This is a genomic window from Streptomyces sp. HNM0575 (genome assembly GCF_012726265.1).
GTDB lineage: Bacteria > Actinomycetota > Actinomycetes > Streptomycetales > Streptomycetaceae > Streptomyces.
Genome location: NZ_JAASAG010000007.1, coordinates 34590 through 48113, shown reverse-complemented (window position 1 = coordinate 48113; position 13524 = coordinate 34590). Strand labels below are relative to the sequence as shown.

Here is a 13524-nt window from a genome sequence, read left to right as displayed (position 1 = left end):
CATTCCGTTAGGAGCAACCGAAACCATGGCGGTTTCCGTAACCCTGCCGGCGCTCGGCGAGAGCGTCACCGAGGGCACCGTCACCCGCTGGCTGAAAGCCGAGGGTGAGCAAGTGGAGGCCGACGAGCCGCTGCTCGAGGTCTCCACAGACAAGGTCGACACCGAGATCCCGGCCCCCGCCGCCGGCACGCTCTCCTCCATCAAGGTCGCCGAGGACGAGACCGTCGAGGTCGGCGCCGAGCTGGCCGTCATCGACGACGGGGGCGCACCGGCCGCGGCCGCCGAGGCACCGGCCGCACAGCCCCAGCCGGCAGCGGAGCCCGAGCCCGCGCAGGCGCAGCCACAACCGCAGCCGGAGCCCGCGGCGGCCGCGGCTCCCGCGGGCGGCGGTGGCGGCGGCTCGGCGGAGGGCACGGACGTCGTCCTTCCCGCGCTGGGCGAGTCCGTCACCGAGGGCACCGTGACGCGCTGGCTGAAGCAGGTCGGCGAGGAGGTCCAGGCGGACGAGCCGCTCCTCGAGGTCTCCACGGACAAGGTCGACACCGAGATTCCGGCCCCCGCCGCGGGCACCCTGCTGGAGATCGTGGTCAACGAGGACGAGACGGCCGAGGTCGGTTCGAAGCTGGCCGTGATCGGTGCGGCAGGTGCCGCCCCCGCGGCTGCTCCCACGCCGGCGCCCGCACAGCCCGAGCCCCAGCAGGCTCCCGCGCCGCAGCCTCAGCCCACGCCGCAGCCCGCCCCACAGCCGGCGCCGGCGGCCAAGCCCGCCGAGCCCGCCCCGGCTCCGCAGGCGGCACCGGCCCCCGCACCGGCGGCTCCCGCACCGTCCGCCCCCGCGGCTCCGGCTGCCCCGGCGGCTGCCGCGGTGAGCGAGTCCGACGGCGCATACGTCACCCCGCTCGTACGCAAGCTCGCCACCGAGCAGGGCGTGGACCTGAGCACCGTGAAGGGCACCGGCGTCGGCGGCCGTATCCGCAAGCAGGACGTCACCGCCGCGGCCGAGGCTGCCAGGTCCGCCGCACAGGCCGCCCCTGCCGCCGCGGCCGGCGCCCCCGCCGCGACGGGCCCCAAGTCGCCGAAGCTGGAGCCCTCTCCGCTGCGCGGCCAGACCGTCAAGATGCCGCGCATCCGCAAGGTCATCGCCGAGAACATGATGAAGGCGCTGCACAACCAGGCGCAGTTGTCGACGGTGGTCGAGGTCGACGTCACGCGCGTGATGCGGCTGCGGGCCCGCGCGAAGGACTCCTTCGCGGCGCGCGAGGGCGTCAAGCTCTCCCCCATGCCGTTCTTCGTGCAGGCCGCGGCGGAGGCGCTCAAGGCGCACCCGTCCGTCAACGCGCGGCTCAACGACGACGGCACGATCACCTACCACGACGTCGAGAACATCGGCATCGCGGTGGACTCCGAGAAGGGCCTGATGGTCCCGGTCATCAAGGAGGCCGGGAACCTCAACCTCGCGGGGCTCGCCCGTAAGACGGCCGAGCTGGCGAAGAAGGTGCGCGAGGGCGGTCTGGGCCCGGACGACATGTCCGGCGGCACGTTCACGATCAGCAACACCGGTTCGCGCGGTGCGCTGTTCGACACGGTGATCGTGAACTACCCGCAGGTCGCGGAGCTGGGCATCGGCGCCACCGTGCGCCGTCCGATGGTCATCGAGCACCCGGAGCTGGGCCAGACCATCGCCATCCGCGACATGGTGTATCTGACGCTCTCCTACGACCACCAGCTGGTCGACGGCGCGGACGCCGCCCGCTACCTCAGCGACGTCAAGGCCCGCCTGGAAGCAGGGGAGTTCGAGGGCGAACTGGGTCTCTGACCCGCCCGGCGAAGGCCTCGGCGAAGGTCTCACAGCGGCCCCGCACGGACAGCCACGGCTGCTCCGCGCGGGGCCGCCGCCGTATGCGGGGACCGTGCGACGCGGGCCGCCGGGCCGCGCGTACGATCGGAGCCCCGGCACAGCCCCCGGAGAGCACCGCATGCTGCGCATCCACTTCACCGGCACGGATCTCGCGCGTACACAGGTAGCGGAGAACCCCGATCCGCTGTGGGAGACGGTCTTCAGCCTGCACATGCTGCGCGCACGGTACGGGCGGCTCCCCTTCGCCGAGTGGCGGCGGCGCGTACGGGGCGAACTGCGCCGCCACGCCCGCACGGACGAGGTGCGGCAACTGCTGCCGCTCGTGCCCGACGCCAGCTACTTCCCCGACTTCCTCACGCCGCCCGAGGGTCTGCTGGGCCTGGAGGAGGGCATCGAGGCCGTCGTCGCCACACCGCGCGAGCGCATCTCCCACGAACTGGGCATCCTGCACGAGCGGGTGGGCGCCCCGGGGTGGGCGCAGGACCTCACCGACCGTTCTCCGCACGCGCGCAGACGGCTCGGGGAGATGATCTCCGGCTATCACGAGCGGGCGCTGACGCCGTACTGGCCGGCGATACGGCGGCGGGCCGCGGCCGACCGCGCGGTGCGCACACGGGCGCTGCACACGGGCGGAGTGGGCGGTGCGCAGGGCCTGTTGGCGAGCTTCCGTCCCGCGATGCGCTGGAGACCGCCCGTACTGGAGATTCCCTCGCACCCCGTGGACCGGGATCTGCACCTGCGCGGGCGTGGCCTTCTGCTGGTGCCGTCGCAGTTCCTGTGGAACCGCCCTGTGCCGCTGGCGGATCCCGAACTGCCGCCCACGGTGCTCTATCCGCTGGACCACGACCCGCACTGGATGTCCGCGGGCGCGGGAATGTCCGCGGGCGCGGGCGGCGCAGAGGAGGCGTCCCCCTCGGCGGACGCGCTCGACCGGCTGCTGGGCGCGACGCGCGCGGCGGTGCTGCGGGCGGCGGCGAACATCCCCAACACCAGCGAACTCGCCCGCCGCGTCGGCATCTCGCCCTCCGCGGCGAGCCAGCACACCGCCGTGCTCCGCGACGCGGGCCTCATCGTCAGCCACCGGCACGCCAACAGCGTCTTCCACCAACTCAGCCCGGCGGGCGGGGCGTTGCTGCGGCAGCAGCGGGCGGAGGACGCGGAGCGCGGGTGAGCGGGGGCCCTTGGGGGCGAGGGCCGCGGGGCACGGGAGCCGCGGGCGCGAGGGCCGCAGGCGCGAGGGCCGCGGGCGCGAGGTGCGCGGTTGCGGGAGCCACGGGCACAGGCGCGGGAGCCGCGTACGTCCCTGGCGCGAACTCCCGTCCGTACGTTCAGCAAGGCCCCCGCCTGCGGTTGCGGGCAGGCGGGGGCACTGTTCGGCGGCCGCACCGGTGTTAGCTGCCGTTCCCGGTCTGCGGCCGTCCGCGCAGAGGCAGGCGCGGAACGCGTCCGCACCCTCCTTGCTGTCCCCCGGTGCCCGGACGGAGGTGCGCCCGGCACGCCAAGGACTGTGACCCAGAAAACCGGCCGCTGCCACGGTGTTGAAGGCAGACGCTCAACATGCAGGTCACAGCGGCGAGTTCGGGCCGGGCCGCCCGGCTCGCGCGGTCATGGCCGCGATCTTGTCAGTGCCTCCTGCAAGCATGCGAGTGCATGGGACGAGTCGAGATGAGACGAGACGGGTCGAGACGCGTCGAGACGCGTCGCATCGCATCGGCAGGAGATGCGCCCGTCGCGTCGCGTCGTGTCGGTACGAGCGACTCGCGTCGGGAGACGAGAAGTACGAGGAGGGCTGAGAAGGCATGGTGAGCGATCCCCTGGAAGACCTCCGCTGGCTGGACGCCGCTGAAGGGCGCTGCCCGCTGGGCGGGATCTTCAGCGTCTCCTTCTTCCACGGCCTCGGCCCCGCCGAGGTGCTGCGCCGCTTCGGCGCCGCCCCCTCCGGCGAACCCGACGGCGGCCACGGGCCTCACGGCCGCCCGCCGACCCTCGGGACGCTCTGCGAACGGGCGGGCGACGGCGGCGGGTTCGTCGGTGCGATGCGGACAGGCGAGTGGACCGCGGCCGTGGAGCTGTGCGGCTGGGAGGCCACGCTCCCGGACGTCGCCGAACGGCTCTCCGCGGACTGCGAGATGGTCGCCGTCACGCGCCACGACTACGCGGAGCACTGCTTCGTGTACGCGGTGGGCGGCAGCGTCGTCACATGCTTCGACTCGCACGTTCCCGGCTACCGGCAGGGCAGCGCGCCTGACGGGCTGAACGCCGTGATGCGCGAGACCGGCCTCGACCCCGGCAGCGAGGAGATGTGCCTCGACGACCCCGTCGCGACGTCGTTCGCACTGGCCGCGGCGATAACCGGGGTGGTGTTCACCCGTGACGTGCTCGAACGGCCACTGCTCACGGGAGCGGTCCGCCAGCCACTGGTCTAGGACCCGGGCGCAGGCCCGTGCTGCGGAACGCGCCCGCACGGGGCCCGGCTGCTCTTCGAAGGTGACGGCGGCCTCGCGGCGCTTCCGCGTCCAGAGGCATGCTGCTGTCGTGGAGAACGCTGAGGCACTGCTCATCGGAGGCCGTTCCGGCGTCGGCAAGTCGACCGTGGCGCTGGAGGTTTCGGCGCGGCTCCGTGCCGCCGGGGTCCGGCACGCCCTCATCGAAGGGGACCTGATGGGGCACGTGCATCCCGCCCCGGCCGGGGACCCGCACCGTACGGGGATCGTCGAGCGCAACCTCACAGCCGTGTGGGCCAACTACGCGGAGCTCGGCTGCACTCGCCTGATCTACACCAACACCCTCAGCGTCATGCCGGAGACCGGACCCGTCTTCCAGCGCGCGATGGGCGCCGGCGTACGCATCGTCCGCGTGTTACTTACGGCGTCCGCGGGCACGGCCCGCGCCCGGCTGATGGAGCGCGAACGCGGATCGGAGCTGGCGGACGGGCTGCGGAGCAGCCTCCGCAAGGGGCCGCTCCTGGACGAGCGCGCACCCGCGGGCACCGTGCGGGTCGTGACCGACGGGCGCTCCGTCGTCGATGTCGCGCATGACGTCGTGGCCGCCGTCGGCTGGGCTCCGTGAGGAACCCCTCACGGATCGTGGCTCCCCGCGGAGGCGTCCGTAACCTGCGGGGCCGTATCGTTCGAGGCACCGGCCCCGCGAACGTGCCAAGGAAGGAAGCCGCGCCCGTGACCTCGACCCCGTCCCCGTCCCGGCCGCTCGCCGCCCACTCGCTGCGTGAGCAGATCCGCGAGCACATCGTGGACGGCATCGTCAACGGCCGGTGGAAGCCCGGCGAGCGGATCGTGGAGCGGCGGATCGCCGTGGAGCTGGAGGTCAGCCAGACGCCCGTGAGGGAGGCGCTGCGGGAGCTGGAGACGCTGCGCCTGATCGAGTCGGCCACCAACAAGGGCGTAAGGGTGCGGGAGTTGTCGGCGGCCGATCTGGAGGAGATCTATCCGGTGCGTGCCGGGCTGGAGCAGATCGCCGCCGAGCTGTCCGCTCCGCGCCTCGCGGGCGACGCGTCCGCGCTGCGTCCGCATGTGGCGGCGCTGTACGAGGCGGACCGCACCGGAGACGGCGAGGCGCAGGTGCGGCACACGGTCGCCTTCCACCGGGAGCTGGTGCGGGCCTCGGGCAACAGCGTGCTGCTGCACACCTGGGAGTCACTGGGCATCGAGGTGTGGACGGCGCTGTCGATCCGCTGGCTGGGGACCGTGCAGCAGTCGTACGCGGAGGAGCACGAGGCGGTCATGGAGGCCTTCGGCCGGCGCGACCCGCGCATCGCGGAGCTGGTCAAGGCGCATGTGCTGGGCTGCGCGCCGGCACCGCGGGCGGACGGCGCCGCGGACCGCCCGGCGGGCTCCGGCGCGGCCTAGCCCCCGGCTCCCGGCCCCCGCCGGCTGCGGCGCCTGAGCTGCTCGGGCGTTCAGCACCCAGCGCTCAGCGCATCTTTCCGACAGCACCGCCGAGCCGGTCGAGACCGAGGTCGAGGCCGAGGCCGAGGCGGATGTCGAGGCGGATGCCTCGCTATAGTCACGAGGTCGCGAAAAACGATGTCCGCGGGTCCGCCCGCCGGACATCGCTCGTACATCGATGCAGATGGTTCTGGTCGGTGAGCGTCTCCTTGCCGAGACCGGGCATCCCGTCCGCTTTCGGCGCTGACCATCGCCGGCGCGTGCCGGCGCGACAGAGGAGCGCAGCATGCGGAAGACCATCGCCGTCGTCGGAGCGGGACTGGGCGGGCTGACGCTCGCGCGGGTGCTTCAGGCCCACGGCGTCGCCGCGACGATCTACGAGGCCGAGGCTTCGGCGACGACCCGTGCGCAAGGCGGCCTGCTCGACATTCACGTGGAAACCGGGCAGGTCGCGCTGCGCGCAGCCGGTCTGTACGACGAGTTCCTCACTCTGGTCCGGCCTGGCGAGGACGCCAAGCGCGTGGTCGACCGCCACGGCACGATCCTGTTCGACATGCCCGCGGACCCCGGTTCGGCCCGTCCGGAGGTGGATCGTGGCGAACTGCGGCGCCTGCTCATCGACTCGCTGGCGCCCGGGACGATCAGGTGGGGTCACAGGCTCGCCTCGGTCCGGCACCGCGTGGAGGGCGGCTACGACCTCACGTTCGCGGAAGGTTCCGCCGCGCACGCCGACATCGTCATCGGCGCGGACGGTGCCTGGTCGAAGGTGCGTCCGCTGCTCACCCCCGCCGAGCCTGTCTACAGCGGGACCTGCTTCATCGAGATCGCCCTCGGCTCGGGCGCCCAGGACCATCGGGCGAGCGTGACCGCGATCGGCAGCGGCACGCTGATGGCGGTCGCGCCGGGCAAAGGGATCATCGCCCATCGCTACGCCGACGGGCACGTGCGCGGATACGTGGCGCTGAACAAGCCCGAGGAGTGGGTGAGTTCGATCGACTTCGGCGATCCGTCCGCGGGCCTGCGTCGACTTGCCGAGGAGTTCGACGGCTGGTCGCCGCTGCTCACCGCCTTCGTGACACAGAGCGACGCGGAGCCGTGGCTTCGGCCCGTCTACGCCCTTCCCGCCGGGCTCAGTTGGGACAGGACACCCGGTGTGACGCTCGTCGGCGACGCCGCGCATCTGATGTCGCCCTTCGCCGGCGAGGGTGCGAACCTCGCCATGTACGACGGCGCGGACCTGGCGGGCGAGCTGGTCGAGCGACCCGATATCGAGGTCGCGCTCAGCGCCTACGAGGAGCGGCTGTTCCCGCGCGGTGGCGACGCCGCCGCCCGCTCGGCGCGGAACCTCGGGATCTTCTTCGGCCGGGAAGCACCGCAGAGCGTGGTCACTCTTTTCGATCGCTCCTGATACCTCGGCCTCAGTCCGGCGGGACCAGGGGACCAGGGAATCAGCCAGGTCAGGTCGGGCACCTGTGGCCGCTCAGGTCAGCGGCAGGACGTCCAGCGCCTCGTCCGCGAGGCGGGCCGCGGCCGGTTCGTAACCGCGGGCCAGGGTGCGGAAGCAGGTCTCCGCGCGGATCGCGGGCCAGTCTCTCGGCAGGTGTTCGGCCGGCAGGTGCGGGTCCTGCCGTACGAGGCGGAGCCAGTCGGTGTGGAGCGTCAGCTGCCGCGTCAGGTCGTCGGGCGCGGACGGAAGCGGGGCGCCGGGCGCGGTGTCCCAGCGGTGGAGGAAGGCGCGGTAGCCCTCGGCGATCGACGCGGTGTCGAAGGCCTTGCGCACGAGGTCGGCGGCTTCGGTGGGCTTGAGCGCCTGCGCCTTCAGCACGGTGACGTGCTCGTCCAGGCCGAGCGGCGCGACGACGGCCGCCGCGTCCTTCTCGCCCGGCGCGATCCACAGCCCGCTCTGCAACCGGCCGAAGCCTTCCCAGACCAGGCGGGAGCGGAGGTCGTGGCGTTCGCGGCGGCGGCTGTCGGGCAGGGAGAAGCCGACGAGGGTCCAGGTGCCGTCGCGGTCGCGGTTGACGGCGCCGGTCTCCCAGATACGGCGGTGCCCGTCCTGGAGCACGTCCTCGGCGTGCCGAGTGAGCCCGAAGTACACCTTGCGGCCCTGCCGCCGGCGTACGAGCAGCTTCCGCTTGGCCATGCGGGCGAGGGTCGAGCGCACGGTCTCCTCGCCGACGCCGGCGCGGGCGAGGACGTCGATGATGCTGCCGGAGTAGACGCCCGTGCCGCGGCCCAGCACGTGGATGCCGAAGAAGCTGAACATGAGCGACTGCGGGCGCACCGCGGGTCCGGGTGCGCGCTCCCCTGGGCCGTCGCTGCTGGGCGTCACGCGGACGAGCGTAGCCCCGACGACCGATGTTGTGCACATTGTTGACGGGCGTCTCGGAACGGCCGTACTTTCCTGGCGTACGGACGCAGCGGCCGAGAGAGGTACGTGCTCATGGACCTGTCCGTAACGGCATCCCCCGTCCCCGGCTCCGTCACCGACTCCGTCACCGGTTCCGTCCACGGCGGCGGACGGCCGGGGACGAAGCGCATGGAGCATCCGTGACCGGCGCTGCGGGACCCCGCGAACTCTCCATCGACGTCGACGCGTTGACGGCGATCGACGTGCACACCCACGCCGAGGTCTCCGCCGACGGGCACGGCTCGCTGAGCCCGGAACTCCTCGGCGCCTCCGCCGAGTTCTTCAAGTCGCACACCGAACGGCAGCCCACCATCGGGCAGATGGCGGCCCACTACCGCGAACGGCACATGGCCGCAGTCGTCTTCACCGTCGACGCTGAGCACGCCACCGGGCACCCCCGCATCTCCAACGAGGAGATCGCCGAGACCTGCGCACTCCACGCGGACGTGCTGATCCCCTTCGCGAGCGTCGACCCGTGGAAGGGAAGGGCGGGGGTGCGCGAGGCGCGCCGGCTCGTACGCGAACACGGCGTGCGGGGCTTCAAGTTCCACCCGAGCATCCAGGCCTTCTCCCCGGACGACCGCATGGCGTATCCGCTCTACGAGGCGATCGAGGAGCTGGGGGTGCCAGCCGTCTTCCACACGGGCCAGACCGGCATCGGCGCCGGCGTGCCGGGCGGCGGCGGGATACGGCTGAAGTACAGCAATCCGATGCTCGTCGACGAAGTGGCCGTGGACTTCCCCGAGTTGCGCATCATCCTCGCCCACCCGTCCTTCCCGTGGCAGGACGAGGCGCTGGCCGTCGCGACGCACAAGCCGTACGTGCACATCGACCTCTCCGGCTGGTCCCCGAAGTACTTCCCGCCCCAGCTGGTGAAGTACGCCAACAGCCTGCTCAAGGACAAGGTCCTCTTCGGCTCGGACTACCCGGTCATCACTCCCGACCGCTGGCTCTCCGACTTCGAAGGGCTCGACATCAAGCCCGAGGTGCGTCCGAGGATCCTCAAGGAGAACGCGGCGCGGCTGCTCGGCCTCACGAAGCCGGCGCCCCCCGGCACCCCGTAACCCACCTTCATGGGAGGCCAGTCATGGCCGGCACCGCATCAGCGCGCAGCGAGGGCGAACTCCCCGGCGGCGGTGCCCAGTTGCGCCGCGCGGTGACCGCGGGCTTCGTCGGCAGCGTCATCGAGTACTACGACTTCCTCCTCTACGCCACCGCCTCCGCCCTCGTCTTCGGCAAGGTCTTCTTCACCGGCCTCGATCCTCTCGCCGGTACCGTCGCCAGCTTCGGCACGTTCGCCGCGGGCTATCTGGCACGTCCCCTCGGCGGCGTGGTCTTCGGGCACTTCGGCGACCGGCTCGGCCGCAAGCGGATGCTGGTGACGACGATGACGCTGATGGGCACGGTCAGCTTCCTCATCGGCGTGCTCCCGACGTACGCGCAGATCGGCAGCTGGGCGGCGGTCATGCTGGTGCTGCTGCGCCTTCGCGGTCGGCGGCGAGTGGGGCGGCGCGGTGCTGATGTCCGCCGAGCACGCGAGGTCGCGGCGCGGGCTGTGGGCGAGCTTCACCAACGCGGGGGCGCCCTTCGGCATGGTGCTGTCCACCGCGGCACTGACCGGGACGGGCGCGGCGGTCGGCGAGGAGGCGTTCCTGGCGTGGGGCTGGCGCGTCCCGTTCCTGCTGAGCGTGGTGCTGCTGGCGGTGGGCCTGTTCGTACGGCTGCGGGTCCAGGAGACGCCGGTCTTCGCGGCGGCCCGCGCGGGGAGCGGCGCCGGGCGCGGCACGGAAGGCGGTGAGGGCGCCGAGGCCGGTAAGGCCGCCGAGGCCGGTGAGGGCAGGGAAGCCGGTGAGATCCGTGCGGACGGTGCGGACGGTGCGGACGGTGCCAGGCTCCCCCTGCTCGACGTGCTGCGGCACCACCCGCGCAGTCTGCTGCTCGCCGTCGCGGTCGGCCTCGCGGCCTTCGTGGCGCAGGGCACGCTGACGACGTACCTCATCGCGCACGGCGTGCAGGCCGGTCACCCGCGGCAGACCGTGCTGAACGCCCTGACGCTCTCCTCAGCGCTCGCCGTGCCCGGGATCATCGGCTTCTCCGCGCTGTCGGACCGGCTCGGCCGGCGGCCCGTCGTGCTCGCCGGCGCGGTCGCCATGGGCGTCTTCGCCTTCGCGCTCTTCCCGATGACCGACGCCGGGAGCCCGCTGCTGCTGACCGTGGCGCTGGTGCTCGGCCAGTCCGTCTTCCACCCGATGATGTACGGGCCGCTCGCGGCGCTCTACGCCGAGCTGTTCAGCACCCGCAGCCGCTACACCGGCGCCTCACTGGGCTACCAGCTCGCCGGGCTGGGCGCGGGGCTGGCCCCGCTGCTCTTCGCGGAGATCCAGCGCGCGTCCGGCGGCGGCGCCACGCTCTCCGTGTCGTCCGTGGTGGCGGGGTTCTGCGCGCTGACCGTGGTGAGCGTCCTGCTGCTCGGCGAGACCCGTGACACGGACCTCTACGGAGCGCAGCCGTCCCCGCGGCCGGGGAGATTGGCCGCCGGCTCCGACTCCCCTCCCCTGGCGAGGAGTTGAGGATGATCCAGAACGAGGGCATCGGCTCGTGGCCGCTGCGCCGGGCCCAACTCTCGCCCGGTGCTACGGCGTTCGTGTACGAGGGTGCCGAGCTGACGTACTCGCAGGTCCACGAGCGCAGCACCCGGCTGGCGTCCCGGCTGCGGGAGGCGGGCGTGGGGCACGGCGACCGCGTGGCGTATCTCGGCCCGAATCACCCGGCGTTCGCGGAGACGATGTTCGCCACGCACATGCTCGGCGGAGTCTTCGTACCGCTCAACTTCCGGCTGACCGCGTCCGAACTCGACTACGTACTCGGCCACTCGGGAGCGTCGGTGCTCGTGTACGGCGCGGAGTGCGCCGCAGTGGCCGGCGAACTCACCACGAGGCCGCCCGCGATCGTCCCGCCGGAGGAGTACGAACCCCTGCTCACGGCCGGCGACCCCACTCCCCTCGACACCCCTGTCGCCCGCGACGCCCCGGCCTTCATCCTCTACACCTCGGGTACCACGGGCCGGCCCAAGGGCGCGGTGCTCACCCACGCCAACATCGTCTGGAACACGCTCAATCTGATGGTCGGCCTCGACATCGCCTCGGACGAGGTGACGCTGATCAGCGCCCCGCTCTTCCATGTCGCCGCCCTGAACCAGACCCTCCTGCCGACGTTCCTCAAGGGCGGCCGCAGCGTGATCATGCCGTCATGGGACGTGGACGCCTGCTACGACCTGATAGCCGAGCACCGCGTCACGTGGATGTTCGGGGTGACGACGATGTTCGCCGCGTTCGCCCGCTCCCCGCGCTGGGCCGGCGCCGACCTGTCGTCGCTGCGCAATCTGATGTCCGGGGGCGCGCCGATCCCGGAGGCGCTGATCCGTACGTACCAGGAGCGCGGACTGGTCTTCTGCCAGGGCTACGGGCTGACGGAGACCGCGCCGGGTGCGACGTTCCTGGAGGCCGCTGAGAGCGTTGAGCGGGCGGGCTCCGCGGGCCTGCCGGTCTTCTTCGCCGACGTACGCCTCGCGGGGGCCGACGGTGCGGACGCCGCCCCGGGCGAGCGCGGCGAGGTCCTCGTCAAAGGCCCGAACGTCACCCCCGGATACTGGAACGATCCGCAGGCGACGGAGGCGGCCTTCACGGAGGACGGGTGGTTCCGCTCCGGCGACGTCGCGACCCGCGACGAGGACGGCTACTTCACCATCGTCGACAGGGTCAAGGACATGTACATCTCGGGCGGGGAGAACGTCTATCCGGCCGAGATCGAGGCCGTTCTCTTCGAACATCCGGCGATCGCGGGCTGCGCGGTCGTGGGAGTGCCGCACGAGGAGTGGGGGCAGGTGGGGCGGGCCTTCTACACGCCGCGCCCGGGCGAGCGGGTCTCCCCCGGCGACCTGCGCTCCTTCCTCGCCGGGCGCCTCGCCAAGTACAAGGTCCCCCTCCACTACGACGAGTTGGACGCGCTGCCGCGCACGGGCTCCGGCAAGGTGCAGAAGCAGAAGCTGCGCGGAATGCCGCTCCGCTCCGGCGGTTAGCCTGTGCATATGCCGGACGAGGTCGGGGAGTTCCGCCGCTCACTGGGGCTGGACTCGCTCATCGACGTACACACGCACTTCATGCCGCAACGCGTACTGGCGAAGGTGTGGGCCTACTTCGACGCGGGCGGGCCGCTGGTCGGACAGCCCTGGCCGATCGCGTACCGGCACGAGGAGGAGCAACGCCTGCGGCTGCTGCGGGAGTTCGGGGTGAAGGCCTTCACGTCGATGCTCTACCCGCACAAGCCGGGCATGGCCCGCTGGCTCAACGACTGGGCCGCCGACTTCGCCGCACGCACACCGGACTGCCTGCACACGGCGACGTTCTTCGCGGAGCCGAGCGCCGCCGACGACGTGCGGCGCGCGCTGGACCAGGGCGCGCGCGTCTTCAAGAGCCACCTCCAGGTCGGCGCGTACGACCCCAACGACCCGACGCTGAAGGAAGTCTGGGCGCTGCTGTCCGACGCGGACGTCCCGGTGGTGACGCACTGCGGGTCGGGCCCCGCGCCGGGCCCCTTCACCGGCCCCGGACCGATCGCCACGCTCCTCGACCGGCACCCCCGACTGCCCCTGGTCGTCGCGCACTTGGGCATGCCGGAGTACGAGGACTTCCTCGCCCTGGCGGAACGGTACGAGCGGGTCATGCTCGACACGACCATGGCGTTCACGTCCTTCGTCGAGGCGGCGGCGCCCTTCCCGCGCCGCGCCCTTCCACGCCTGGCGGACCTCGGCGACCGCGTGCTGCTCGGCACGGACTTCCCGAACATCCCGTACACGTACGGGGAGGCGCTGCGGGCACTGGAGTCCACGGGCCTGGGCCCGGAATGGCTCCGCGCGGTCTGCCACGACAACGCGGCGAGAATCTTCGCCCTCTGACGCGGGGCTCCGGCGCCGCCAGGCTCTGACGCGGGGCTCCGGCGCCGCCGGGCTCTGACGTGGGGCTCCGGCGTCGGGCATTGCCATCGGGCTCCGCACGGCCAGGGCGCGAGCCGCAGTCGCGCGCGGCCGGCGCCGCCCCGCGCCGCCCGGGGCCGCGCCGCCGGGCCTCGCGCCGCCGGGTGGCGCACCCCTCGGAGCAGTACGGGTGGGTGGGTGGGCTCGGCACCGCGTGCCGACTTTCGCGGCACGGAATGCCAATTCCACCAAACCCTTTGATCGATCATCGATCGCAGGCGTACAGTCCGAAACCGCTGGGCCGAACCCTGTCCTGCCAACCAGGGAAAGACCCGCGGAGCCCCCGCTCCCGGCCCGGGAGACCCCCGGCCCGTCACCG

At 72.4% G+C, this 13524-nt stretch carries 12 protein-coding genes; 10 read left to right on the top strand and 2 right to left on the bottom strand.

Translation table 11 applies throughout. The annotated features are described in order from the left end of the window. Positions 1-25: 25 nt before the first annotated feature. From sucB to HCC61_RS17660, 6 genes are all read left to right on the top strand, one after another. Positions 26-1816, top strand: coding sequence for a 2-oxoglutarate dehydrogenase, E2 component, dihydrolipoamide succinyltransferase (sucB, locus tag HCC61_RS17690; protein ID WP_169136464.1), 1791 nt, complete (start codon positions 26-28; stop codon positions 1814-1816). Positions 1817-1976: 160 nt separating this feature from the next. After that, positions 1977-3029 (top strand): ArsR family transcriptional regulator, encoded by a 1053-nt coding sequence (locus HCC61_RS17685; protein ID WP_169136463.1) that lies wholly within the window; start codon positions 1977-1979, stop codon positions 3027-3029. A 628-nt stretch (positions 3030-3657) separates the two neighbouring features. Further along, positions 3658-4284: a DUF6461 domain-containing protein gene (locus HCC61_RS17675; protein ID WP_169136462.1), complete on the top strand. Its 627-nt coding sequence runs from the start codon at positions 3658-3660 to the stop codon at positions 4282-4284. 109 nt (positions 4285-4393) lie between these two features. Continuing rightward, the gene (locus HCC61_RS17670; protein WP_169136461.1) at positions 4394-4927 is read left to right on the top strand and encodes an AAA family ATPase; all 534 of its coding nucleotides are present in this window, start codon (positions 4394-4396) and stop codon (positions 4925-4927) included. 107 nt (positions 4928-5034) lie between these two features. Further along, entirely contained in the window at positions 5035-5724 is a 690-nt protein-coding gene (locus HCC61_RS17665; RefSeq protein ID WP_169136460.1) for a GntR family transcriptional regulator, read from the top strand. Between the two features lie 325 nt (positions 5725-6049). After that, complete coding sequence (locus tag HCC61_RS17660; protein ID WP_169136459.1) at positions 6050-7171, top strand: NAD(P)/FAD-dependent oxidoreductase; 1122 nt, start codon at positions 6050-6052, stop codon at positions 7169-7171. A gap of 72 nt (positions 7172-7243) precedes the next feature. On the opposite strand, the gene HCC61_RS17655 is transcribed toward HCC61_RS17660, so the two are convergent. Beyond that, positions 7244-8095, bottom strand: a complete 852-nt coding sequence (locus HCC61_RS17655; protein ID WP_346777255.1) for a PaaX family transcriptional regulator C-terminal domain-containing protein — start codon at positions 8093-8095, stop codon at positions 7244-7246. A gap of 251 nt (positions 8096-8346) precedes the next feature. On the opposite strand from HCC61_RS17655, the gene HCC61_RS17650 reads away from it, so the two are divergent. Next, positions 8347-9237: an amidohydrolase family protein gene (locus HCC61_RS17650; RefSeq protein ID WP_169136954.1), complete on the top strand. Its 891-nt coding sequence runs from the start codon at positions 8347-8349 to the stop codon at positions 9235-9237. A gap of 38 nt (positions 9238-9275) precedes the next feature. Here the strand turns inward: HCC61_RS17650 and HCC61_RS31525 are convergent, their stop codons facing one another. Next, complete coding sequence (locus HCC61_RS31525) at positions 9276-9779, bottom strand: hypothetical protein (protein WP_206322732.1); 504 nt, start codon at positions 9777-9779, stop codon at positions 9276-9278. On the opposite strand from HCC61_RS31525, the gene HCC61_RS17645 reads away from it, so the two are divergent. From HCC61_RS17645 to HCC61_RS17635, 3 genes are read left to right on the top strand one after another with little or no spacing between them, the layout of a single operon-like run. Beyond that, a complete protein-coding gene (locus HCC61_RS17645; protein WP_206322643.1) occupies positions 9694-10743 on the top strand; it encodes an MFS transporter in 1050 nt (349 codons plus the stop codon). The two genes, HCC61_RS31525 and HCC61_RS17645, sit on opposite strands and share 86 nt — an antisense overlap. Positions 10744-10745: 2 nt before the next feature. After that, complete coding sequence (locus HCC61_RS17640) at positions 10746-12251, top strand: long-chain fatty acid--CoA ligase (RefSeq protein ID WP_206322642.1); 1506 nt, start codon at positions 10746-10748, stop codon at positions 12249-12251. A 9-nt stretch (positions 12252-12260) separates the two neighbouring features. Then, positions 12261-13127, top strand: a complete 867-nt coding sequence (locus tag HCC61_RS17635; RefSeq protein ID WP_169136458.1) for an amidohydrolase family protein — start codon at positions 12261-12263, stop codon at positions 13125-13127. Positions 13128-13524: the final 397 nt, after the last annotated feature.

Excerpts from the sequence above, each read along its gene's own strand:
- HCC61_RS17660 (WP_169136459.1), top strand. The coding sequence starts at position 6,050 with ATGCGGAAGACCATCGCCGTCGTCGGAGCGGGACTGGGCGGGCTGACG.
- HCC61_RS17645 (WP_206322643.1), top strand. The coding sequence starts at position 9,694 with ATGTCCGCCGAGCACGCGAGGTCGCGGCGCGGGCTGTGGGCGAGCTTC.
- HCC61_RS17640 (WP_206322642.1), top strand. The coding sequence starts at position 10,746 with ATGATCCAGAACGAGGGCATCGGCTCGTGGCCGCTGCGCCGGGCCCAA.
- HCC61_RS17685 (WP_169136463.1), top strand. The coding sequence starts at position 1,977 with ATGCTGCGCATCCACTTCACCGGCACGGATCTCGCGCGTACACAGGTA.
- HCC61_RS17635 (WP_169136458.1), top strand. The coding sequence starts at position 12,261 with ATGCCGGACGAGGTCGGGGAGTTCCGCCGCTCACTGGGGCTGGACTCG.
- HCC61_RS17675 (WP_169136462.1), top strand. The coding sequence starts at position 3,658 with ATGGTGAGCGATCCCCTGGAAGACCTCCGCTGGCTGGACGCCGCTGAA.
- sucB (WP_169136464.1), top strand. The coding sequence starts at position 26 with ATGGCGGTTTCCGTAACCCTGCCGGCGCTCGGCGAGAGCGTCACCGAG.